The sequence below is a fragment of the Dyella jejuensis genome (assembly GCF_044904675.1).
Taxonomy (GTDB): domain Bacteria; phylum Pseudomonadota; class Gammaproteobacteria; order Xanthomonadales; family Rhodanobacteraceae; genus Dyella_B; species Dyella_B jejuensis.
This window is the reverse complement of record NZ_JADIKJ010000003.1, coordinates 1-22,787: the sequence shown is the minus strand read 5'-3', so window position 1 is coordinate 22,787 and position 22,787 is coordinate 1. Positions and strand designations below refer to the sequence as shown.

The following is a 22,787-nucleotide window of genomic DNA, read 5'->3' as shown; positions in this document are numbered from 1 at the left end:
CACGACACATGCGGCCGGTCGCCCAGGTTAACGCGCGCCAGGCGCCGGATGGAACGGGACCCATGGCGCTTGCCAGCTTCACCTGCTTGGCTATGCTGGTCGGTTTCGACCAGGAAGCCATCCACCATGCGCCGATTGCTGCTCGCCGGCCTCATCGCCCTTGCCACCTTGCCAGCGGCGGCACAAACCGCATCGGGCACGCGACCGCTCGACCTGGAAACCATCATGGCCGATCCGGACTGGATGGGCCATGCGGTGGAGAACCCGTACTGGAGCGTGGATGGCCGTGATCTTTACTACAGCCTCAAGCGTGACGGCAGCGAGGTGCACGACCTGTATCGCGTCGATCCGGCCACCGGCCAGGGCATGCTGCTCGACGCTGCAAGCAGGGCGCAGGCGGAAGGGCCGGCGGTCTACGACCGCGCGCACCGGCATGCGGCGTATATCCTGCATGGCGACGTGTTCCTGGTCGACCTGGGCAGCGGCCGCCGCACCCAGGTCACGCGCAGCCCGCAGCCGGAGTCGGCGCCGCGCTTTTCCGCCGACGGCCGCTCGCTGCAATTTCGCGAGAGCAACAACTGGTATGTCTACGACCTCGCCAGCGGTGTGACTTCGCCCGCCGCGGTGTTGAAATTCACCGACGATCCGCAGGCCAGGAAACCCGATACGCTCGAACAGCAGCAACTGGACCTGTTCAAGGAGCTGCGCGAGAACAAGCAGGAAAAGGATGCCCAGCACGCCAATCAGCAGGAACTGGCCGCCGCCGATCCCACCCGCGCACCGCAGCCGTTCTATCTGGGCGACAAGATACAGCCGGTGGATACCGAACTGTCGCCGGACGGCCACTGGATGTTGCTGGTCACGCAGCCAGCGCATCACGACGACGGCAAGGCGCCGTATGTAATCCACTACGTTACCGATTCGGGCTATACCGAAACCGAAGACGCGCGCACCTACGTAGGCCGTAACGATCCCGCGCCGCAGTCGATCTGGCTGCTTGACCTGGCCGCGCACAAGTCCTATCCGATTGCCACCGACAACCTGCCTGGCATCAAGGACGATCCGCTCAAGGCGATTCGCGCCAAGACCGTCGCCGCGCTCGAACAGGCCGGCAAGGACGACGAAGCCAGGGCATTGAAGGCACCGGACGTGCGCCCGGTGACGATGTACAGCATGGACAGCGGCAGCGCCGGCATCGTGTGGAGCGACGATGGCCGCAACGCCGCGCTGGAATTCCTGTCCATCGACAGCAAGGACCGCTGGATCGCCACGCTCGATTTCAGCAAGCACGTGCTGGTGCCCCAGCATCGCCTGCACAACGATGCCTGGATCAACTGGATCTTCAACGACCTGGGCTGGCTCAAGGACAACCGCACGCTGTGGTACCTGAGCGAGGAAAGCGGCTACTCGCAGCTTTATGTGAAACCGGTGGATGGCGCGGCGAAAGCGCTGACGTCGGGCAAGTTCGAAGTCAGCGAGCCGCAACTTTCCAGCGACGGCAAATGGTTCTACCTGCGCACCAATCGCACCGCCCCTTACAGCTATGACGTCTACCGCGTTCCCTCGGACGGCGGCGCGCTGAGCCGCGTGACGCAGTACGGCGGCATGGACCAGTTCGTCCTGTCGCCAGACGACACGCGGCTGGCCGTGCTGCACTCCTCCGCCTACATACAGCCGCAGCTGGCCGTGCAGAGTGCGCAGGGCGGCACGCCGCGCGAACTCACCCACACCATGAAACCGGCGTTCACCGCGCACGCCTGGATCGCGCCGAAGATCGTCCAAGTGCCGTCCTCGCACGGCGCCGGCGTGATCTATGCCAAGTATTACGGGCCGGCCGGCGAGAACGATGCGGCGGCATCGCGCCCGGCGGTGATTTTCGTGCACGGTGCCGGCTACTTGCAGGACGTGACCGAATCGGCCACTTATTACCAGCACGAACAGCTATTCAATAACCTGCTGGTGCAGCAAGGCTATGTGGTGCTCGATCTGGACTACCGCGCCTCGCAAGGCTACGGCAGTGCCTGGCGCACGGCCATCTATCGCCAGATGGGCCATCCCGAACTGGAAGACCTGCTCGACGGCAAGGCATGGCTGGTGAAGAACCATGGCGTCGATCCGAAGCGCGTAGGCATCTACGGCGGCAGCTATGGCGGCTTCATGACCGAAATGGCGCTGTTGCGCGCGCCGGGCGAATTCGCCGCCGGCGCCGCGCAGCGCCCACCGGCGGACTGGAGCACTTACAACGATCAATACACCGCCAACATCCTCAACGATCCGCAACTCGATCCGGAGGCGTACAAGATCAGCTCGCCGATCGCATACGCCGCCAACCTGCGCGATCCGCTCTTGATCAATCATGGCCTGATCGACGACAACGTGCTGGCCAGCGATTCGCTGCGCCTGTACGAGCGCTTCGTCGAACTGCACAAGAAGAATTTCTGGATCTCGGTCTATCCGCTGGAACGCCACGAATTCGAGCATGCCGATTCCTGGTACGACGAATATCGCCGCATCGACGAACTGTTCGAAACATGGGTCAAGCCCAACCCGGCGCCGTAAGCCGCCATCACCCCTCCCCAGCGCAACGCGGGGGAGGGCTTCACCCTGGCGTGACGACAAACCCACGGCACTACAACAGCATCGCCAGCACGCTAGCCCAAAGGCAATGGAGATAGCGATATGCTGTTCATGACGCTCGCCTCGATGGCTGTCGCCGCACCGCAAGCGGTGGTATCGCTGCCGAATCGTCCGGTGCCCGCGCTCGATCTCGATCGCTACGCGGGCCAATGGCACGAGATCGCGCATTTGCCGATGTTCTTCCAGCGGCAGTGCGCGGACAACATCACCGCCACGTATGGCAAGAACCCCGACGGAACCATCTACGTGCGCAATGCGTGCCGCAGGAAAGACGGCGCGATGGACCACTCCGACGGCGTCGCACGCGGCGTGGACGGAGAACCTGGCGCCCTGAAAGTACGCTTCGCGCCGGATTGGTTGGCGTGGATACCGTGGGTGTGGGCGGATTACTGGGTGATCGATCTCGATCCCGGCTATCGATGGGCCGTGGTCGGCGGTCCGAGCCGCAAATATCTATGGATTCTTTCCCGCACGCCGGCAATGTCGCGCATGCGCTTTTCCGAATTGCTCGAACGCGCGCGGCAACGCGGCTATCCAGTCGACCAGCTGATCATGGCCGGGCCCTTGGACTGAACACTCGATCAGTCATCTCGATCTTGCGCATCGGCAGACTTCCAATAACCCTTGGCGCGAATCCAGTCGGAAGGGATGTGCCGCTCGTCGGATAGGTACTTGCGCATCGCGCGGGTGCGATGCGATTCGGCCGCAATCCAATAGAAGGTATCTCCCGGCGGAAAGGGCCATTGGCGAAGCGCCTGTTCCAGCAACGTACTTTGCCCGGCCGGCGTGCCGTCGCGTTCCAGCCAGGTGACGTGGAAATCCGCCTGGGAACCGAGCGGCAGGCGATCGGCCTTTTCCGCGATCTCAACGATGACGTATACGTTCATGCCGGCCGGCCACTCGTCCAGTTGCCGACCGATTGCCGGCAACGCCGTTTCGTCGCCGATCAGTACGTAGTGATCGAAGTCGCGGGCGGGCATGAACGACCCGCGCGGACCGCCCAGGCCGATGCGTTGTCCCGGCTGCGCCCGCTCCGCCCACGTCGATGCGGGGCCATCGCCGTGGATCACGAAATCGATAGTCAATGCATTGCGCTGCCGATCGTAGTCGCGCGGCGTGTAATCGCGCGCTGGCGATGGCGACAAGCCAGCCGCAAACTCCGGGCCGTTCGGCCCGAGCGTCGGCAGTACGAGTTCGCCGTCTGCGTTCGGGAAAAACAGCTTGACGTGATCGTCAGGTGCGGCGCTGAAAAATCCGTGCAGCTCGGTGCCGGTAAAAACAATGCGCTGCATATGCGGCGTCATGCGCTTCGTGCTGTGCACGTCGATCGTGCGCAACTTTGTCGCGTGACGAAGCGTGTGATGGATATGCTCAGTCATGCCCGAACCTTGTCGAAAGAGGATTGAACCGAAGTGCGCGGCGCAGCGAGCAGCCGATAGCCGAACTGGGCAGCTATGCCTTGCAGCAAGGTGTAAGCGGCATCGCCATGGCCAGCATCCGGCGCAGGCAATGCGCCGCCAGCGTCAGTCTGCTCGTGCAGACCCCTATGTTCCAGCGCGTGCAGCAAATCCTGTACCTGCAATAGCAGGCGGCGAATATCGCCGGCGTCTTGCGCAGCATCTGTTGAAGCTGGATGGCGTAACTGCCATAGCGTGCGCGCGTGTGGTTGTGCCTGCGCTTGCAGCAAGCCGCGCCGGTTAAGTTCGCGCAGGAAACGGTAGACCGAACCGATGCTGACGCCAGGATGGTAACGCTGTGCCGCGACCAGCAGCGACACGGCATCACAGGCCGCTTGCGCTTCCACGCATGCGCGCAGCATGGCCCGGCGCGACACCGTCAGCGTCAGGCCCTGTGCCTTGCAGCGTTGCTGCCAATCGCCGAATACTTCCTCGATCGCCTCAGCTTTCATCCGCCCGGCCTGTTGCGATATCCGCAGCGGCACGTTCAAGGATGGTCGCCACCCGCTGCGCTTCGGCTTTGTTCCAATCGGCTCCGCGCATCAGCACGGCATGCTTGAGCGCATGCATCGCCTTGCGCACCGACATCGGCAGCGACAGCTTGGCGATCAAGCGGGCGGTGTGCCTGGTGCGCTCGGTCATCGCATTGACCGCGGCACGGTTTTCCTCAAGGAAGGCGCGGCCTTCGTCAGTGATGGCATACAGCTTGCGGCCACCCTGCTCATTGACCACCGATGCGTGACCGAGCTCTTCCAGCATGGTCAGCGTGGGATAGACCGCGCCGGGACTGGGCGAGTAATGCCCATGGAACATTTCTTCGATGGTGCGGATCAATTCGTAACCATGGCGCGGTTGCTGCTCGATCAGGGCGAGCAACAGCAACTTCAGGTCGCCATGTCCGAGCATGCGCCCGCCGCCGCGCCGGCCGCCGCCCTGCAAGCCATTCCAATCGTTGAACACGTCGCCATCGTGAGGGCCGAATGGACCATGGCGTCCGCCGCGCCGGCCGTGGAATGCGTAAGCCTCGCCGTCGAAGCCGCTGCCCTCGTCCCAGCCCATGTCGCGCGCGCCATGATGGCGATGCATGAACCGGTGGAACAGGTGGTGTCTGTGCATGATATAACTCCGATATATCTAAATGTGCGGCGAAAAGATATATCGAAATTATGACGAAGACAAGCATTCGCTGCGATGAAACGGTAGCGTTGTGCGCGCCAGCCCGGTGCGAAAGCTCAGCGATAGCGCTGCCGCGCGTCGCCGAGGGCCTCCTTGAGCGGCCCCAGCCACGGTTCGAATCGGGTCCATTGATCGAGCCCATCGCGAAAGATCGGACGGCGCACCTGCTCGGAACTGGCCGTGCGCACGCTGCGCGCGGTCTGGTGGAACTCGAGGCAGGAAGTCTCGAAAGGCAGTCCGCAAAAATCGAGGATGCGCCGCACGCTGCCTTCCAGATCGTCGACGACATCCTCATGCTGGACGCGCAGGATCCGGCCCGGAAGCACCTGGTCCCAATGTTCCATCGCATCGAGATACGTGCGGTAGTAACGGGCGATGTCCTCGACGCTATAGGTAAATTCCTGGCCCGTGGCGAAGAGCTGCTTGAGGTTGCTGAAACAGCAGGCGACCGGTTCGCGCCGGGCATCGATGATCTTCGCGTTCGGCAGGATCAGCCGGATCAGCCCCAGATGCCGGAAGTTGTTCGGCATCTTGTCGATGAAGTACGGTTTGTCGCCACGATAGATGCGGGTATCGCGTAAGTATTTTTTACCCAGTTCCAGCAGTTCCCCGGGCGTCAGGTCCGCCAGCACTCCTGGATAACGCGGATGGTCGAAATCAGGTTGCCGTCCTTGCAGGTCAAGCACCATGCGCGGAATCTCGCCCAGCTCATGCGTGCCCTCGACGCACGAATGCGATGCCAGTATCTGTTCGATCAACGTGGAGCCGGAACGCGGCAGACCGACGATGAAAATCGGGTCCGGGCCGGGATCGCCGGTGCCAGCGCGGCTGGCGAAGAACTCCCGCGTGCAGACTTCGATCTGCTTGCGCGTGTTGATCTCGATGATTTCGGCACGGTACCGGCTCTGGGCACGCTTAAGCGCGTTGCCCTGGCTGTAATAGCGCCACGACTCGGCGTAATCGCCGCGATCTTCGAACGCCTTGCCGAGTGCGAAACACAAATGGCAGCGATCCACGGCTTGCGTGGCAGATGCCGCTTCCGCCGTGCGCATGCGGGCAATCTCATCATCGCTGAAGCGGTAGGTCTTGAGGTTGGCCAGGCTCCAGTACGCATCGCCGAAATCCGCACGTGCCGCGATAGCGTTGCGATACGCCTCGATGGCTTCGGCCTGCTTGCCTTGCGTCTTCAGCGAATGGGCCAGCGACAGATGCAAGTCCGCGCCATCGGGCATTTTTTGCAGGAGTTGCCGGTACAGCGAAATGGCGCGGTCGTGTTCGCCCAAGCCGACGCTGGCGCTGGCATACAGCGCCTGGTAGTCGAGCTGATCGGGCTCAACGGCAAGCAGTTTCTCCGCTTCCTCGCAGGCGTGCCGGTACAGATGCCGCTCAAGCAGCACGCACGCATAGTCGTAGCGTGCCGCCCGATAATCCGGGACGATCCGCAGCACGGCTTCGAGCAGGACCTGGGCATCCTCCAGCACATCGCGCGCCAGCCCGATCCGGGCAAGCAGGCGCATCGCTTCCACATCGTTGCCGGCCTTGAGCAGATAGGCACGGATGATCTGCTCGGCGGGTTCAAGCTCGCCGTCCGAAAAATGGCCGGTCGCGCGCACGACCTCGGGCGCCAGGCGCTTGAGCGTGGCGACATGCGAGGCAGCCATCGCCGCGTTGGCGTCATCGCCGGTCATGCGATACAGGCCTTCGAGCAGCTTCCAGCTCGAAGGCAACGCCGGATTGATGTTGACCGCACGCAGCAGCGCGTCGATCGCGCGCGGCGCATCGCGCCGCACCACATGGCAATGGCCGCGCTCTTCATGCAGGCGACTGTAGTGAGGACGGACCTGCTCCAGGCGCGCCAGCGTATGCAGCGCGTCATCGATCTGCCCCAGGTATCGCTGGCTGCGCGCCATGAGGTAGAGCACCTCGACATGGTCAGGCGCCTCCGCCGCCAAGCTCTGGACGGCTTGCAAGGCTTGCGCATGCTGCCCGTCCGCATGCAACTGATGGACACGTCGGATGCGCCGCTCCAGCGGCGCGGTAGTGGAATCGGTTGCCATGGCGTTCATGCGGATAACGGGAACCATCAAATGGAGGTGGGCGCGTGGCCCACCCCGTTCTATGTGCCTGGACTTTGTACCGGGCCGAATGCTTAGAACTTGTAGCCTACTTTCACTCCCAGCACGCGCGGACGAATCGGTACCTGCGACTCGATGAACTCGGCCGAGGACGTAAACACGCTGGCATGGCTGTTGTTCAAGTTGGTGCCGTACAGCGACACGTCCCAGTTGTCCCTGGCCACGCCGATCGAGGCATCCACCGTGGTATAGCTGGCCTGCAGGTAACGCAGTTCCACCGTGGTGATATCCGTCACGCCCGCGCCGCTCGGGTAAGTAGCCGGCTGGTTGTACATCGAGCCGGTACGATTTGCGCCGACCTGCCAGAACGCCTTGTAGTTGGCGCCGAAGGTCCAGTCATAGCGCAGGCGCAGGTTGTACTGCGAGCGGGGCGAGAAGGCCGGCGTGCTGCCGACGTTGCCGAACGGGTTGGCGAACGAGGTTACGTCGCCTATGGCGCCGGTTTCGACGATGCACGAGTTATAGCCGGCCGAGCCCGGGATATTGTTGATCAGGCACGGCGAGTTGGTCTGCTTGGCGTGATTGAGCGACCCCGCGCCGATCACGGACAGGCCATCGGTAATGCGCGCCTGCCATTGCAGCTCCAGGCCTTGCACCTTGTAGTTGGGACCGTTGACCGCGAAGGTGGTGTTACCCAGCACCAGCGGATTGAAGAACTGCATCTGCACGTTGTCCCAACGCATGTCATAGAGCGAAGCGTTGAACAGCACGCGGTCGTCGAGGAACGTGCCTTTGAAGCCGAGTTCGTTGTTGGTCAGCGTATCGGGCGCGTAGCTGATCGGCTTCTGGTACTGCGGCTCGCCATCGAGCTTCGCCACACCCGAGGACGTGCGGTTGAAACCACCCGGACGGAAGCCCTGCGAGAAGGTGTAATACACCATCATGTCCGGCGTGATATGCCACAGCAGGTTGGCGCGGCTTTTGAAGCCATGGTACGTCTTGTGATAATCCATGGCCGTGTCATCGCCGACGTAAGTGCCGTTGGGCACGTTCACCTGGGCGCTGGTGGTATAGAACTCGGTACCGGTCTGCCACTCCGAGTAATGGTAATAACGGGTGCCGACCGTCGCGGTCAGCACATCCGGAAGGATGTCATAGGACATCGAGCCGAACGCCGCTTCCTGCTTGTAGCCGCGCTGCGCGTTTTCGCCGAACGCCGTGCCGGCGGGCATGTTGACACCCGGCGAGGCCTGCGCGTTCGCAACACAGGGTGCGCCACCGGTTAGCGCGACCGCGAGATTTCCCGGTGTGCACGACGGAATGGTCAAGTAATCGAAGGCCATGTGGTCGTCGATGTTGAAGTCCTCGTAATACAAGCCGCCGATGAAACGCAAGCGATCGTCTTCCGGCGTGCTCAGGCGCAACTCATGGCTCTGGTGGCTGCTGCTGACGTGGTCATTCCAGTAACCGGCCGGCGAATAGCAGGTCGGCTTGCCGGCGCTGGAGATCCCGGCCGGCGTGCCGGTGCATTGGTAATACATGCCGCCAGCGCTGCGCGCGTAGTTGGTGTAATCCTGCTGCTCGCTGATGCGGCGGTTGGTATAGCCGCCGGCGTAGACCAGCGACAGGTCGCCGATCTGCCCGTTCAAGGTCCAGGCGGTATTGGTGAAATGGTCATTATTCCAGGCCGGCACGAACGCGGTGATCTGATGGGTGCCTAGCGTCTGGCCATCGGCACCGATCGGATAGGTCGAGGACTGGCCGTTCGCATCCATGTTCTGGTAGCTCTCGGCAATCAGGAAGTCCCAGTCGTCGTTGATCTTCCATAATCCGGACAGGCGGGCGCCTTGGGTATCGACCGGATTCCAGTTGCTCTGCGCCACGGAATAATTGTTGGCGACCGACGTGCCGCCAGCCGCCACGTAGGGCGCCATGGCACCGCCGCCATCAGTGGGCTGGCGCGTGAACGTGCTCGGTACGTTGTCGATGTAACCGCCCTGGTGATCGTTATAGATCACGCCACGCACGGCGAACGTACCGGGAATGATCGGCAGGTTCAGTACCGCATTGGCCGAATTGTTCGGACCGCCGCCGGCGGTGACGCCGGTGCTCGCTTCGGCGCTGCCGCTGACCCGGTTGAGGTTCGGCTGGTTGGTGATGTAGCGCACGGCACCGGCCTCGGCGCCGCCGCCGAACAGTGTCCCTTGCGGACCCTCGAGCACTTCGACGCGATCCATATCGACCATATAGATATCGAGGTTGCGCGCCGGGAATTGCATGGACTGATCATCCAGGTAGACGGCCACGTTCGGGAACGGCGCGATGGTGGCGCTGGACTGGTTGCCAAGGAAGCCGGTACTCAGGCCGCGCATGTAGATGTTGCCCTGGCCCGGGCCGTTCGCGGCGAACGTCACATTCGGCAAGTACTTGATCAGGTCATCGAACGACGTGATGTTCAACTGCTGCAACGTGGTGCCGGTGAACGCCTGGACCGTGATCGGCACGTCCTGGACATCCTGCACGGTGTGTTGTGCCGTCACCGTCACCGTGCCGAGCGTGCTGGCATTGGACGCGCTGGCGGCCGGCGAGGCCGCCGCGGGCGTGTTGGCAGTCGGGCTGTTGTCGTCGGCGGCATGCGTAGCGCGAGCCGCGACGAGCGCTGTCAGCACCGCGAAGGCAATCTTATTGATTTTCAAAGCTCTCTCTCCAGATGGGCGGTAGCCGGGTGTCGCCACGTGCGGCGTCAGCCACGGACGCCGAAGGCAGCGGCGTGGGTGTTGTTGGCGGTGATGGAGTCATGGGTTTGCGCATGCGCCGGAAGAACGAAAGGCTGCGCAATACGTAGCCGATTGCTGAGCACGGTCATAAACAAGGCCCTGTGGCATGGATAGGTACAGGCGCTCCCCTCGGCGCGCCTTGCAAAGAACGGCACCTGCCATTTCAACCAAAGCTGATTGCATCCACGTTGTGCCGACATGACGCATTGCCTTCGCGAATGTGACATTCCCGGTCGCTTGTCTAGACGGACTTGTCTACTCGCATGTCCGTGCGACACGGCGCGCTGTTCCTGCGGCCGCGATGAATGCGCGTGGCTTGCGCGCTATCTCTACGGGCTGGCCGGACGCCGCCACGCCACGGCGACGCCAGCCTGCTGCGAACAGGCCTGGCCCACAGGTACGAGGGGGCTCACCAACCGCGGGTATCAGAACGAACGCTGCCCGTTGACCCACACATTGCGCACGATCGGCAGATCGCCCATCGCACGCACGCGCACGACATCGGCGCGCATGCCGGGCTGCAGTTGTCCGCGGTCTTCAAAACCAAGCGCCCTGGCCGGATTGCGACTTACGGTCGCCATCGCCCGCGGCATCGACCAGCCCGCCTGCGTGTGCAGCAGGAATGCCCCATGCAGCAGGCTCGCCGGCACGTAATCGGACGACAACATGTCCAGACGATCCGTGCGCGCCAGCTCCAGTGCCGCGACATTGCCCGAGTGCGAACCGCCGCGCACCACGTTCGGCGCGCCCATGACTGTCCTCAAGCCACGCGCATGTGCCGCATCCGCCGCTTCGTGCGTCGTGGGAAATTCCGAAATCGTGACCCCGATGCGATGCGCGTGTTCCACCTGCCGGACGTCGGTGTCGTCATGACTGGCCAGGACCACGTTGCGACCCCGCGACAGGCTGAGTACCGCCTGCTCATGCGCGGCGCTGTACTTGGCCTGCTGCTCGGTTCGGCGCTTCACCACTTCGGCGAATTCGTCTTCGGTCCAGCTCATATGATGCTTGCTGTAATACTTGCGGTACTGCGCCAGGTCACGGTATTGGCGCTGGCCGGGCGTATGGTCCATCAACGAAAGCAACCGCACGCTGGCGTGGTCCATCAGCGGCTCCAGTGCCGTCATCAGGCGCGGATAGGCCAGCTCGCAGCGCAGGTGGATCCAGTGATCGGCACGCAGCGCGCCGCTGCCCTGGCCTTGCAGAATGGCATCGTAGGTACTGCGCAAGGTTTCGATGCGCACGCTTTCTTCTTCCAGGTCGCCGACCGAGAGCGCATCGAATACCGTCGTGATGCCGGCCGCTACGACTTGCGCATCATGCGTCAGCACCGCCGGGATCGACGGCCAGATCACCCCGGCGCGCGGCATCAGATGCTTTTCCAGATTGTCCGTATGCAACTCGACCAGCCCGGGAACCAGATAATCGCCGTCGCAATCGATGGCGCCGGGCGCCTGCGTGGAGCCTTCCTCCACGCGCCGGATCAGGCCGTTGCGGGCGATCAGGGTGCCGTGCATGACGCTATCGTCGAGCACGATGCGTGCATTGGTCAGAGCTAAATCATTCATGGTCATCTCGATGCAGAGAGGGCTTGATGGGGACAGATGGAGCGCGCCGCTCAGGCAGCTTCCAGCGCTTGCATCGGATACAGGCGCGTGGCGACGCGATCGCGCATGTCCTCGTCGTGGAAAATACCGAGTACGGCCGAACCGCCTGCGCGCGCTTCGGCCAGCAGCTGCGCTACCACCACGCGATTGTCCGCATCCAGTGATGCGGTCGGCTCGTCCAGCAGCAACACCGGGCGCTGCACGATCAGGCCACGCGCAATATTCACGCGCTGCTGCTCGCCGCCGGAAAACGTGCCGGGCGGCAGATGCCACAAGCGTTCGGGCACGTTCAAGCGGCGCAGCAGCTCCCCCGCGCGCTGCCGTGCTTCCTGCGGCTGCGCACCGGTCTGCAGCAATGGTTCGGCCACGATATCCAGCGCGGGCACGCGCGGAATCACGCGCAGGAACTGGCTGACGTACCCCAGCGTGCGGCGACGCACTTCCAGCACTTCATGCGGCGTGGCCTTGGCCAGATCGAGCCAGCGATGATCGTGACGCACATGCACCGCGCCGTAGCTCGGCCGGTAATTGGCGTAGATCACCCGCAGCAAGGTGCTTTTGCCGGCGCCGGAGGGCCCCGCAAGCACCACGCATTCGCCCGCGTGCAGGCGCAGGTTCAACCCATGCAGCACGTTCAGGCGCGCGCCATGCTGGTGATGAAGTTCAAACGACTTGCTGAGGTCGCGCAGTTCCAGCATCAGGGCGGCAGTCATGTGGTCAGCACCGAAGAAACGAGCAATTGCGTGTAGGGGTGTTGCGGGTCATCGAGAATTTGGTCGGTGAGGCCGGTCTCGACCACGCGGCCACCCTGCATCACCATCGTGCGCGCGGCGAGCAGCCGCGCCACGGCCAGGTCATGCGTCACCATCACCGCAGCCAGGCCCAGCTCGTTCACCAGCCGGCGCAGCAGATCGAGAATACGTGCCTGCACCGAGACATCGAGGCCGGCGGTCGGCTCGTCCATGAACACCAGCCGTGGCTGGGTTACCAGTGCGCGCGCAATCTGCAGGCGCTGTTGCATGCCGCCGGAAAATCCGGCGGGCGCATCGTCGATGCGATGGGCATCGATCTCCACACGTTCCAGCCAGCCGCGCGCGATGCCGCGCAATTGGCCGTAATGGCGCATGCCAAGGGCCATCAGGCGTTCGGCGACATTGGCGCCGGCACTCACATTCAGTCGCAGGCCATCGCGCGGATTCTGCGTTACGAAGCCCCATTCCTCGCGCACCAGGTGCCGGCGGCCGGCGTCGTCCAGGCTTTCCAGTGCCAGCCACTCGCCATTGCGCTGGCGATAACGCACGCTGCCCGCAGTGGGCGCCAATTGCGCGGCGATCGTATTGAGCAAGGTGGATTTGCCCGAACCCGACTCGCCGACAATGCACAGCAACTCGCCCGGATGCAGATCGAAGCTGACATCCTCGCAGCCGATGCGTTGCCCGTAATGGCGGCTAAGGCCGCGTACTTGCAGCAGCGCGCTCATGCGGACCTCGTATTGCGCAGGAATGGTTGGTAACAGACGCTGCCCTTATCCCCTCTCTCCTCTGGGGAGAGGGCTGGGGTGAGGGGTCGAGCGGAGCGGGAAACACTTGTTCGCGACCATCTAGATCGCGCAACTGCCAAAGCTGCACCCGCTGCGTTATTAGGCGATGCCGCGAGCACCAGCCCCTCACTCCGACCCTCTCCCCACAGGGGAGAGGCGGCAGATTTCAGCGCGCTCATGGTTGAGCCTCCGTGCGGCGGCTACCGCAAAAATCAGTGTCGGAGCAGACGAATATGCGCTTGCCGCGATCGTCGACGACCACTTCATCCAGATAGCTTTCGTTCGAACCGCACAGTTCGCATTGATGTTCCCAGCGCTGGATCTCGAACGGATGATCGTCAAAAGCCAGGCTTTCCACGCGCGTGTAGGGCGGAATCGCGTACAGGCGTTTCTCGCGCCCCGCGCCGAACAACATCAAGGCGGGCGAGTTATCCAGCTTGGGATTGTCGAACTTCGGAATCGGCGACGGCGAGGTCAGAAACCGTCCGTCAACCATGACCGGATAGTCATAACTGGTGGCGATGTGTCCGTATTGGGCAATGTCTTCGTACAACTTCACGTGCATGAGTCCGTAGTCGGCCAGGGCGTGCAGGGTGCGCGTCTCGGCTTCGCGGGGTTCCAGGGTGCGCAACGGTTCGGGCTCGGGCACCTGGAACACCAGAATCTGATCATCCCGCAGCTGTGTTTCAGGAATGCGGTGGCGGGTCTGGACCAGGGTGGCGTCGGCGGTACGTTCGGTGGTGGCCACGCCGGCGACACGCGCGAAAAATCGGCGGATATTCACCGCATTGGTCGTGTCGTCCGCACCTTGGTCGATCACCTTCAACACATCGTCGGGGCCGAGCAGGGCCGCGGTCACCTGGATGCCGCCGGTGCCCCAGCCATAAGGCAGCGGCATCTCGCGGCTGCCAAACGGCACCTGGTAGCCGGGAATCGCCACGGCTTTCAACAGTGCGCGGCGCAGCATGCGCTTGGTGTCTTCGTCCAGGAAAGCGAAGTTGTAATGTCGGTTCATGGGCGCGCGCCTCCGTGCTTGCAAAGCGGCGTGTCATCCGTGTCCTCGTGATGCCGCGCGGCCAGCGTGCGCAACAGCGACAGTTCCGCCTGGAAGTCCACGTAATGCGGCAGCTTCAAATGCTGCACGAAGCCGGAGGCTTCCACGCTGTCCGAATGCGACAGCACGAATTCCTGGTTTTGCGCCGGAGCATCGTTGGACTCGGCCAACTCATCGCAACGCAGGGCACGATCCACCAGTGCCATCGCCATGGCCTTGCGCTCGCCTTCGCCCATGGCCAGGCCATAGCCGCGCGTGAATTGCGGCGGCACGCCGTTGCCGCCCTGGAACTGGTTGATCATCTGGCATTCGGTGAGCGTGATGCTGCCGATCTCGATCGCAAAGCCCAGTTCTTCGGGACATACCCACACGTCTACCTCGCCCATGCGGATCTCGCCGGCAAATGGGTGGCTCTCGGCATAACCGCGCTGGGTGGAATAGGCCATGCCGAGCAAGAAGCCTTCGTCACCGCGCGCGAGGTTTTGCAAACGGGCGGCGCGATCGGCCGGGAACGTCAGCGGTTCGCGGGTCAAGTCGATCGGTTCGGGATCGTTGCCTGGCTCGATGGGTTCGATCAGTGCTTCGGCATCGAGCAAATCCAGCACGCGCGGCATGTTCGCCGGCAACGGCGCATCGGCGCAGGCGACCTGCGCCGGCTGGCGGGCATCGAAATCGAGCAGGCGCTGGGTGTAGTCGTAGGTCGGCCCCAATACCTGGCCGCCAGGAATATCCTTGAATGTGCCCGATACGCGGCGCCGCACTCGCATCGCGGTGGTGTCCAGCGGCTGGCTGTATCCGAAGCGCGGCAGGGTGGTGCGATAGGCACGCAACAGGAAAATCGCTTCCAGCATGTCACCCGCGGCCTGCCGGATTGCCAGGGCGGCCAGTTCTTCGTCGTACAGCGAGCCTTCCTGCATCACGCGGGCCACGCCCAGGCGCAACTGCTCGCGAATCTGCGCGAGTTCGAGCGCGGGCACGGCGACATCGCCGCGTCGCGCCTCGGCCAACAGTTCCAGCGAACGGGCGATCGCCTGCTCGCCGCCTTTCACGGCTACGTACATTCAGTCCTCCAGCCAGCGGGTGGTGCGCGGCAGCGCCGCCACGTGTTCCGCCGTGACGAAATACAAGTCGATCCCCAGCGGCAACTGCGCCGACAGCGCGGCGCGTTGCGTCCAGAAGTTCGCGGACAAGCCGGTGGGGGCTAGCGTGCGGATATCGGGAATGCCCGGGCCGGCAAAGCGCAGGCCCGCGTCGCCACGAAAGCCGGGCAATTGCACGATCAGGCTGGCGGAACGATCCGGATAACGCAGCTCGCCACGTGCAAAGGCGGCCAGCGGCGGCATCGCCATGGGATCGGTAATCAATGCGAAGTCGGCGTCTTGCGGGTTGTCCACCAGCTTCACGCCGGCATGGAAGCGCAGGTGGCGCGCTACCTCGTCGGACGGCTGCTGCAGCCATATGCAAGTGGTGGCATCACACAGCGTGAGCACGATTGCCATCGCGGCCGAGGTTACCGGCGCGGGCGCGGGCGGCAGCACCGGCAGCGCGCGTGGCAGGGCCGGGCGTGCCATCGCCTGCAGCAATTGGCGGAAGACGCGCTGGCTGTCGAAGACCGGATCGGCAAAGGCGGCCAGCATCACTCGCCCCGCACCACGGTAAAGAATTCCACCTTGCTCGCGGCCGCCTTGCGGCTGGCCGCGTCACGGCGCGCGTGCAGCGAACGGCGCAGCGGCTCGATCACCTGCATGCGCAGGTGTGCGTGCCGGGCGGGATCCTGCAGCAACGCATCGGCGAGGGCCGCCAGTTCGGCGTGGCGCGAATGACTGCCGCGCACCCAGGCATGGCCGATGTGCTGGCCAAGCTGCACGCTGCAGCGGGTGACCGTAACCTCGCCGACATTGAACTGCGGGCCGCTGCCGCCGATGCGGCAGCGCAGCATGTAGAGGCCGGTTTGCGCGGGTCGCAGCCAGGCCGCGTCGGCGGACGGCGCGAAGGCGCCCATCGCCGCGGCCAGCTCGGCCGGATCGGCCTGCGCCAGCAGCGACATCCATTGCGCGCGCGCCAAGTGAGGGGAGGTGTCCATGGGTGTTCCTAGGCTTGTCACAAATGTCTAGTTATCTAGACAGACCCGGGCGTGCGGGGACGCCCGTCGGGAAACCATTCCAGCAGGCCTCCGTGCCGCTGCCATGACGGCGAATAGACAGGTTGAGGACGCGGTATGAGCGAGATCGAACGAGGACGGGGTGTTGCCTTGTGGAGCCAGATCAGCGGCATCCTCGCGGCGGACATCCTCAAGGGACTGCTGCGCCAGGGCGAACAGCTGCCTTCCGCGCAAGAATTGGCCGGACGTTTCAACGTCAACCGGCACACCGTGCGCCGTGCCATCGCCGCGCTGGAACAGCGCAACCTGGTCCGCACCGAACAGGGCCGCGGTACTTTCGTGCAAGAGCACACGCTGGATTATCCGATCAGCCGGCGCACCCGCTTTACCCAGAACATGCGCAACCTCAATGTCGAGGCCGATATCGAATACCTGGAGGACGCCCGCGAGATACCGCCGCCGCAGGTAGCGCAGGCACTGGGGCTGAACCGCCACGAATATGCCTATCGCATCGAAACGCTGAGCCGTGCCGACGGACACATCGTCGACTACAGCACCGCCTATTTTCCGGCTGCGCGCTTCACCGGCCTGCCATCGGTCTATCGGCGTACCCAATCGGTGACGCGCACGCTCAGCGAGTTCGGCGTAACCGACTATGAGCGCAAGCACACCCGCGTGTCCGCACGCCTGCCCGATCCGACCACCGCGCGCTTGATGAAGCAGGCGGCGAACCGGCCAGTGCTTTACGTACAGTCGATCAATGCCGATCCGCGTGGCGCGCCGGTGCAATATGGCATCACGCGCTTCTCCGGCGACTGGGTGCAACTCGTGCTGATGGCGGATCATTGATGCGTTACGCCGTGTATTACTGCCCCGCCGCGGACAGCGAGCTGGCTGCCTTCGGCCGCGAGTGGCTGGCTACCGCATGCATACCGGGCATTGCGCCGGGGCGCTTCAACAGTTTGCTGGCGGCAGTGCGGCGCTACGGATGGCACGCGACAATCGTGGCGCCCGGCGCGCTGGTCGACGGCGTGGGTTACGATGCCTTTCGCCAGCGCGTCGTCGATATCGCGCACCAGTCCGCGCCCTTCCTGCTGTCCTTGCGGCTCAAGCGCCTGGCTGGCTTTCTTGCCTTGCGTCCCTCGACGGATACGGGCTCCATGTCGGCGCTGGCCGAACGTTGCGTGCGCAGCCTGGCGCCACTGCGTGCGCCACTGGATGCATCGGCATGGCAGCGTCGGGCGACCGGGCTGGATGAAGTCGAGCTCGCACTGTTTCGCCAGTTCGGTTATCCCTATGTGCTCGATCGCTATCGTTTCCACATGACCTTGTCGGCGCCTGCCGACAGCATCGAAGAACAAGCGCTGCGGGAATGGCTTTCACCCAGGCTGGCGTCGCTGCACGGCGCGCATATCGACGCGCTTACCCTCTGCCGCGAACGCGAACCCGGCGCGGCGTTCGAACCGGTCGAGCGTGTGCCGCTGGGACGCACGACATGAGCGCGGGCTGCCTGTATTACGTCATGGGCCCGTCCGGCGCCGGCAAGGACAGCGTGCTTGGCTGGGTACGCGAACACGGCCTCGCCCATGGCGTGCTGTGCGCGCATCGTTACATCACCCGTCCCGCGCAGGCAGGCGGCGAGAACCACCTGGCATTGAGCGAGCTGGAATTCCAATGGCGCGAACAGCGCGGCCTGTTCGCGCTCACCTGGCAGGCGCACGGACTGCACTACGGCATCGGCAGCGAAGTCACGCATTGGCTGGCCCGCGGTGCCGATGTGCTGGTGAACGGTTCGCGTGGTGCATACCCGCAGGCATGCCAGCGCTTTCCCGCCTTGACGCCGGTGCTGATCACCGCCGGTGCGCAAGCCATCGCCCGCCGGCTCGCGGCGCGCGGGCGGGAAAGCGAAGCGGATATCGCCGAACGCCTGATCCGCATGCACGCTTATCCGACACCCGCAGGCAGCATGGTGATTCGCAACGAGGGCTGCCTCGCCGATGCTGGGAGAACGCTGTTGCAAGCGATTCGCGACGCACACCGTGGCTGCTCCGACTAAGTCGCGAATGCCGGAAAGCGCATGTGTGCGGCGTTCCAGGCCGTTCAACACGTGCCATGAGCAACCACTCCGTGCGCCGTCATGCACCGCACAAGCCTGGTTGCCAGCAGAACTCTCAAGCGTATGTAAGTAACGTCTATCTTTCTGTCAGGCGTGCGTCAGCAACCGTGGTTGCCACTATGGTGTTGACCCACGGCTTGCGCGGGGTATGGCAAGCCGATGCGAGACAAACGACGCCGCAGGTCTTGGATGATGCGGGCTTATCCATGGGGGATAAGCGCTCCGGTCACGAGCAACGCCGGCCCTACCGTCAAGGACAGACAGCATGCACCGCCCCTTTACGCAGGCTTCCTCGTTCTCCCTTTCCCGGCGCGCACTCAGTGCCGCTGTGATCGCCGCCCTGCTGGGCTCGCCGTGGACCGTGCAGGCCCAGGTCGTCGCCGACCCCAACGCCGGCGCGCACCGCCCCGGCATCGGTGCGGCCGGCAACGGCGTGCCGGTGGTGAACCTCGTGGCGCCTTCGGCGGCGGGCGTGTCGCATAACCCCTACCAGCAGTTCAACGTCGACAAACAGGGCCTGATCCTCAACAACGCCGCCGGCGTCTCGGCCACGCAATTGGGCGGCTATATCGTCGGCAATCCCCACTACCGGGCCGGCCAGGCGGCAAAGGTGATCGTCAACGAAGTCACCTCGCTCCAGCCCACCTCCCTGCGCGGCTATACGGAAGTGGCCGGCCAGGCGGCCGATGTCATCATCGCCAATCCCAACGGGATTTCGGTCAACGGCGGCGGCTTCATCAACACGAACCGTGCGACGTTGACCACCGGTACGCCCAGCTTCGGCGCCGATGGATCGCTCAGCGGGCTGCGCACCGGTGGCGGCCACATCCGCATCGACGGCGAGGGCTTGAATGCCTCCCACATCGATCGCCTTGACCTGATCACGCGCAGCCTCAGCGTCAGCGGCAAGGTGTGGGCCCATCACCTCAACGTCATCACCGGCGCCAACCAGGTCGGCTATAGCGATCTGTCCACGCAGGCGATAGCGGGCACCGGCGAGGCGCCGACGGTAAGCATCGACGTGGCCACGCTGGGCGGCATGTACGCCAACACCATCCACCTGATCGGCACCGAAGCGGGCCTGGGCATGCGCAATGCCGGCGAACTGGCCACGCAAAGCGGCGACTTCACCATCGATGAAGCCGGCCAGCTGCAATTGACCGGCACCACCTCTTCGGCCGGCCACCTCGCCCTCACCGGCAGCGCCTTGAACAACAGCGGCGCGCTGCAATCGGCCGGCAGCATGACCGTGCAAAGTACCGGCGACATCACCAACACCGGCACCGTCTACAGCGGCGGCGACCTTGCGATGCAAAGCGCCGGCGCGGTGAGTCATGCCGGCGTGATCGCCGCCGCCAACGAGGCCAGCGTGCGCGCGCAGCAACTGGCCTCCACCGGCACGCTGGGTGCCGGTGTCGCCCGCGACGGCACCCTGCAGGGTAACGCGGCGTTGAGCGTCGTCACGGCCGGTGCGCTGTCGTCCACCGGCAGCCATCTCGCCAGCGGCGCGATCACCCTGCAAGGCAGCGCGCTGGACCTGTCCGGGGCGCAAACCCGCGCCGGCGGTGACGTCGCCCTCGTCAGCACCGCGGGCGATATCGATCACGCGAAGGCCACCCTCGCCACGGACGGTGCGCTCACCGTGCACAGCGCCGGCACCGTGGACAACAGCGGCGGCACGCTGCAAGCCGCCCAGCTCGATGCGCAAGCGGCGGGCGATTGGCGCAACGCCTACGGCAGCGTGATGCAAACCGGCAGCGGCCCGATGAGCGTGCGGATCGGCGGCCTGCTGGATAACACGCACGGCACCTGGATAGCGAATGCCGATACCGTCGCCATCAACGCCCATGCCATCGACAACACCGGCGGGGCGATCGAGCAGGCGGGCACCGGCACGCTGGCGATCACCACCGGTACGCTCACCAACGATCAAGGGCAAATCCTCGGCAATGGCGACCTCGCCCTCACCGCGCGAACAGCCCGCAACCAGGACGGCACGCTCAGCGTGGCGGGCAACGCGACGCTTGCCGGCAGTGATCTCGACAACACCGGCGGCACGGTGGTGGCCCAGCGTCTGCAAGGGCAATTCACCGGATCGCTCATCAATCCAAACGGTGTGCTGCAAGCCCATCAGGCGCAACTGATCGCCAACACGCTCGATAACGGCAACGGCCAGATCAAGGCGCTGGATGGCAACCTCGATCTTACGGTCTGGCAAGCGCTCACCAACGGTATCGGTGGCTTCCTCGGCAGCAACGCCGCTGTCCATCTCCATGCCGGCACGCTCAGCAACGCCGGACAGGTCTATGCCGGCAGCGACCTGACCCTCACCACGCAAGGCGATGCGAGCAACACGGGGGCCATGCACGCGCAAGGAAGCCTCAACGCCCACCTCGGCGGCGCGCTGGCCAATGACAACGGCGCGCTCGAAGCCGGTACCGGCCAGGGCGACGCCACGCTGACGCTCGACGCCGCATCGCTCAGCAACCAGGGCGGCCGTATCGCCAATACCGATAACGGCACGACCACCGTCAACGTGACCGGTAGCCTCGACAATACCCGCGGCACACTGGGCGGCCAGGGCGACGTCACGCTCAACGCCGCGCAAGTCGTCAACGCAGGGGGCACCCTGGTCAGCGGCGGCAGCTTCGCGCTGCAAAGCGACGCGCTCAGCAATAACAGCGGCACGCTCTACAGCGCCGGCCACCTGACCTGGACCACCGCCACCGCCACGCTGGACAACACCCACGGCTCGATCGGCGCGGGCGGCGATCTCACCCTCACCCTGGACACCGTGCACAACGACGGCGGCGATCTCGCGTCCAACCATGACGTCGCCGCGCAGTTGGGTCACTTCGATGGCGTGGGCCGTTTGCGCGCCGGCAACGACCTCTCGCTCGCCCTGGCGGGCGACTACATTAACCCGGCCGGCAACACCCTGTTCGCCAACAACGACTTCACCGTCACCCTCGGCGGCGCCTTCACCAACGCCGCGGGCGCCACCCTGCAAAGCGCGGGTGCGCTGACCCTCACCGCCAACAGCCTCGACAACCAGGCGGGCGCCGCGATCAACAGCGCCACCACCACCCTCACCGCCGCCACCCAAACCAACGAAGGCCGCATCGAAGGCGACACCGTCACGCTCAACGCCGGCGACCTCACCAACACCGGCACCGTGATCGGCAATGCCATCACGGTACATGCGAGGACCCTCACCAACGGCGCCGACCTCGGCACGGCCACCGACAACACCCCCTATCAAAGCGGCCTGATCGCCGCCGTCACCCAGCTCAACCTCTACGTCAGCGGCGACCTGCTCAACCGCGACGCCCTGCTCTACAGCCTGGGCGACCTCACCCTCGCCGCCGATGCCGCCGGTACGCGCAGCGATTCGGTCACCAACCGCTCCGGCGACATCGAAGCCGGCGGCGATATCGTCATCGCCACGAACCAGTTCACCAACCAGCGGCGGGTGTTCCAGACGGACGTGTATGACCTCACGCCGGAAGAACAAGCCCACAACACCCTCACCACGACGCTCGCGCGCTATCTGTGGAACGACACCGATCCCACCCACCGGCCGCCCTACGTCGACGCCAGCCAGGTCATCGACGGCCAGGAAGCCGACCTCGCCCACGCCTTCTGCGACCACCTCAACGCCAGCACCGACACCCAGCGTTGCGCCGGCTATCCCCATGGCGTGGGCTACCCCGACACCTTCCAGGGCGTCTACACCACCACCCTGACGTCCGTCACGCACATCACCGCCACCAGCGCCGAAAGTCGCCTGCTGGCCGGTGGCAGCATCACGCTCCACGGTTCGGTGCTCAACGATAAATCGACGATCGCCGCCGGCAACGACCTGATCATCAACGGCCAGGATGGCAACGCGGGCGGCGGCGCCGTCGGCCCCGACACCGTGCAGAACATCGCCTGGGTGCCCACCGGCACGGTCCTCACCACCCTCGACGACCAATCGGCGACGCAGCAACTGGTGAACGATCCCCATCGCGAATGGATCGACGGCCCGTGGATGAGCTACGGCAGCCAGACGCTGACCGATACGCTCGCGCTGGGCAGCGGGCACATGCCCGGCTGGCTCACCTACGCCGTCGGCCCCGGTGCCGATGCGCACCTGAGCGCCGGCCACGCCCTCGACATCAGCGCGCCAACCATCCACAACACGGTCGTGGGCGCCGACGGCCAACCCGTGACCGGCGTGAGACTCGGCGCCAACGCCGGCGGCG

General features: G+C 64.5%; 19 protein-coding genes. 6 read left to right on the top strand and 13 right to left on the bottom strand.

The features are described 5' to 3' along the window. Nucleotides 1-126 precede the first annotated feature (126 nt). Both ISP15_RS04040 and ISP15_RS04035 read left to right on the top strand, forming a co-directional pair. Nucleotides 127-2,559, top strand: a complete 2,433-nt coding sequence (locus ISP15_RS04040) for a S9 family peptidase (protein WP_404545399.1) — start codon at nucleotides 127-129, stop codon at nucleotides 2,557-2,559. Nucleotides 2,560-2,679: 120 nt separating this feature from the next. Further along, nucleotides 2,680-3,210, top strand: a complete 531-nt coding sequence (locus tag ISP15_RS04035) for a lipocalin family protein (protein ID WP_404545397.1) — start codon at nucleotides 2,680-2,682, stop codon at nucleotides 3,208-3,210. An 8-nt stretch (nucleotides 3,211-3,218) separates the two neighbouring features. Here ISP15_RS04035 and ISP15_RS04030 read toward each other — a convergent pair whose 3' ends face one another. From ISP15_RS04030 to phnG, 13 genes are all read right to left on the bottom strand, one after another. Further along, on the bottom strand, nucleotides 3,219-4,016 hold the full coding sequence (locus tag ISP15_RS04030) for a siderophore-interacting protein (protein WP_404545395.1): 798 nt from the start codon (nucleotides 4,014-4,016) through the stop codon (nucleotides 3,219-3,221). Continuing rightward, nucleotides 4,013-4,546: a hypothetical protein gene (locus tag ISP15_RS04025; protein WP_404545392.1), complete on the bottom strand. Its 534-nt coding sequence runs from the start codon at nucleotides 4,544-4,546 to the stop codon at nucleotides 4,013-4,015. The genes ISP15_RS04030 and ISP15_RS04025 overlap by 4 nt, the downstream gene beginning before the upstream one ends. Then, nucleotides 4,536-5,210 (bottom strand): PadR family transcriptional regulator, encoded by a 675-nt coding sequence (locus tag ISP15_RS04020; protein ID WP_404545390.1) that lies wholly within the window; start codon nucleotides 5,208-5,210, stop codon nucleotides 4,536-4,538. The genes ISP15_RS04025 and ISP15_RS04020 overlap by 11 nt, the downstream gene beginning before the upstream one ends. A 116-nt stretch (nucleotides 5,211-5,326) precedes the next feature. Further along, the gene (locus ISP15_RS04015; RefSeq protein WP_404545388.1) at nucleotides 5,327-7,327 is read right to left on the bottom strand and encodes a tetratricopeptide repeat-containing sulfotransferase family protein; all 2,001 of its coding nucleotides are present in this window, start codon (nucleotides 7,325-7,327) and stop codon (nucleotides 5,327-5,329) included. A gap of 92 nt (nucleotides 7,328-7,419) precedes the next feature. Then, nucleotides 7,420-10,041 carry a TonB-dependent receptor gene (locus ISP15_RS04010; protein ID WP_404545386.1) on the bottom strand — a complete coding sequence of 874 codons (2,622 nt, stop codon included), beginning with the start codon at nucleotides 10,039-10,041 and terminating at the stop codon, nucleotides 7,420-7,422. 47 nt (nucleotides 10,042-10,088) lie between these two features. Further along, a complete protein-coding gene (locus ISP15_RS04005) occupies nucleotides 10,089-10,322 on the bottom strand; it encodes a hypothetical protein (protein WP_404545384.1) in 234 nt (77 codons plus the stop codon). 225 nt (nucleotides 10,323-10,547) lie between these two features. After that, nucleotides 10,548-11,690: an alpha-D-ribose 1-methylphosphonate 5-triphosphate diphosphatase gene (locus ISP15_RS04000; protein WP_404545382.1), complete on the bottom strand. Its 1,143-nt coding sequence runs from the start codon at nucleotides 11,688-11,690 to the stop codon at nucleotides 10,548-10,550. Between the two features lie 50 nt (nucleotides 11,691-11,740). Continuing rightward, nucleotides 11,741-12,442 (bottom strand): phosphonate C-P lyase system protein PhnL, encoded by a 702-nt coding sequence (gene phnL / locus ISP15_RS03995; RefSeq protein WP_404545381.1) that lies wholly within the window; start codon nucleotides 12,440-12,442, stop codon nucleotides 11,741-11,743. Beyond that, a complete protein-coding gene (gene phnK, locus ISP15_RS03990) occupies nucleotides 12,439-13,209 on the bottom strand; it encodes a phosphonate C-P lyase system protein PhnK (protein ID WP_404545379.1) in 771 nt (256 codons plus the stop codon). Before phnK ends, phnL begins: the two co-directional genes overlap by 4 nt. Before the next feature lie 235 nt (nucleotides 13,210-13,444). Further along, nucleotides 13,445-14,284: an alpha-D-ribose 1-methylphosphonate 5-phosphate C-P-lyase PhnJ gene (locus ISP15_RS03985; protein ID WP_404545378.1), complete on the bottom strand. Its 840-nt coding sequence runs from the start codon at nucleotides 14,282-14,284 to the stop codon at nucleotides 13,445-13,447. Continuing rightward, nucleotides 14,281-15,384 carry a carbon-phosphorus lyase complex subunit PhnI gene (locus ISP15_RS03980; protein WP_404545376.1) on the bottom strand — a complete coding sequence of 368 codons (1,104 nt, stop codon included), beginning with the start codon at nucleotides 15,382-15,384 and terminating at the stop codon, nucleotides 14,281-14,283. Before ISP15_RS03980 ends, ISP15_RS03985 begins: the two co-directional genes overlap by 4 nt. Beyond that, a complete protein-coding gene (phnH, locus tag ISP15_RS03975; protein WP_404545707.1) occupies nucleotides 15,385-15,960 on the bottom strand; it encodes a phosphonate C-P lyase system protein PhnH in 576 nt (191 codons plus the stop codon). It lies immediately after the preceding gene. After that, nucleotides 15,960-16,406, bottom strand: coding sequence for a phosphonate C-P lyase system protein PhnG (phnG, locus tag ISP15_RS03970; protein WP_404545374.1), 447 nt, complete (start codon nucleotides 16,404-16,406; stop codon nucleotides 15,960-15,962). The genes phnH and phnG overlap by 1 nt, the downstream gene beginning before the upstream one ends. Before the next feature lie 135 nt (nucleotides 16,407-16,541). Here phnG and phnF point away from each other — a divergent pair, with 135 nt between their 5' ends. The 4 genes from phnF to ISP15_RS03950 all read left to right on the top strand — a co-directional run. Further along, complete coding sequence (gene phnF, locus ISP15_RS03965; protein WP_404545372.1) at nucleotides 16,542-17,273, top strand: phosphonate metabolism transcriptional regulator PhnF; 732 nt, start codon at nucleotides 16,542-16,544, stop codon at nucleotides 17,271-17,273. Then, on the top strand, nucleotides 17,273-17,923 hold the full coding sequence (locus ISP15_RS03960) for a DUF1045 domain-containing protein (RefSeq protein WP_404545370.1): 651 nt from the start codon (nucleotides 17,273-17,275) through the stop codon (nucleotides 17,921-17,923). Before phnF ends, ISP15_RS03960 begins: the two co-directional genes overlap by 1 nt. Then, nucleotides 17,920-18,480: a phosphonate metabolism protein/1,5-bisphosphokinase (PRPP-forming) PhnN gene (phnN, locus tag ISP15_RS03955; protein WP_404545368.1), complete on the top strand. Its 561-nt coding sequence runs from the start codon at nucleotides 17,920-17,922 to the stop codon at nucleotides 18,478-18,480. Before ISP15_RS03960 ends, phnN begins: the two co-directional genes overlap by 4 nt. Before the next feature lie 325 nt (nucleotides 18,481-18,805). Continuing rightward, nucleotides 18,806-22,787 (top strand): two-partner secretion domain-containing protein (locus ISP15_RS03950; protein ID WP_404545366.1); only part of this gene is annotated, 3,982 nt, incomplete at its 3' end.

Bases quoted from the DNA above. Each gene is read 5' to 3' on its own strand.
- phnG (WP_404545374.1), bottom strand. From the start codon at position 16,406: ATGGACACCTCCCCTCACTTGGCGCGCGCGCAATGGATGTCGCTGCTG.
- ISP15_RS04040 (WP_404545399.1), top strand. From the start codon at position 127: ATGCGCCGATTGCTGCTCGCCGGCCTCATCGCCCTTGCCACCTTGCCA.
- ISP15_RS04000 (WP_404545382.1), bottom strand. From the start codon at position 11,690: ATGAATGATTTAGCTCTGACCAATGCACGCATCGTGCTCGACGATAGC.
- ISP15_RS04015 (WP_404545388.1), bottom strand. From the start codon at position 7,327: ATGGCAACCGATTCCACTACCGCGCCGCTGGAGCGGCGCATCCGACGT.
- ISP15_RS03985 (WP_404545378.1), bottom strand. From the start codon at position 14,284: ATGAACCGACATTACAACTTCGCTTTCCTGGACGAAGACACCAAGCGC.
- ISP15_RS04025 (WP_404545392.1), bottom strand. From the start codon at position 4,546: ATGAAAGCTGAGGCGATCGAGGAAGTATTCGGCGATTGGCAGCAACGC.
- phnF (WP_404545372.1), top strand. From the start codon at position 16,542: ATGAGCGAGATCGAACGAGGACGGGGTGTTGCCTTGTGGAGCCAGATC.
- phnK (WP_404545379.1), bottom strand. From the start codon at position 13,209: ATGAGCGCGCTGCTGCAAGTACGCGGCCTTAGCCGCCATTACGGGCAA.
- phnL (WP_404545381.1), bottom strand. From the start codon at position 12,442: ATGACTGCCGCCCTGATGCTGGAACTGCGCGACCTCAGCAAGTCGTTT.
- phnN (WP_404545368.1), top strand. From the start codon at position 17,920: ATGAGCGCGGGCTGCCTGTATTACGTCATGGGCCCGTCCGGCGCCGGC.
- ISP15_RS03980 (WP_404545376.1), bottom strand. From the start codon at position 15,384: ATGTACGTAGCCGTGAAAGGCGGCGAGCAGGCGATCGCCCGTTCGCTG.
- ISP15_RS04035 (WP_404545397.1), top strand. From the start codon at position 2,680: ATGCTGTTCATGACGCTCGCCTCGATGGCTGTCGCCGCACCGCAAGCG.
- ISP15_RS04005 (WP_404545384.1), bottom strand. From the start codon at position 10,322: ATGTCGGCACAACGTGGATGCAATCAGCTTTGGTTGAAATGGCAGGTG.
- phnH (WP_404545707.1), bottom strand. From the start codon at position 15,960: ATGCTGGCCGCCTTTGCCGATCCGGTCTTCGACAGCCAGCGCGTCTTC.
- ISP15_RS03960 (WP_404545370.1), top strand. From the start codon at position 17,273: ATGCGTTACGCCGTGTATTACTGCCCCGCCGCGGACAGCGAGCTGGCT.
- ISP15_RS04030 (WP_404545395.1), bottom strand. From the start codon at position 4,016: ATGACTGAGCATATCCATCACACGCTTCGTCACGCGACAAAGTTGCGC.
- ISP15_RS04020 (WP_404545390.1), bottom strand. From the start codon at position 5,210: ATGCACAGACACCACCTGTTCCACCGGTTCATGCATCGCCATCATGGC.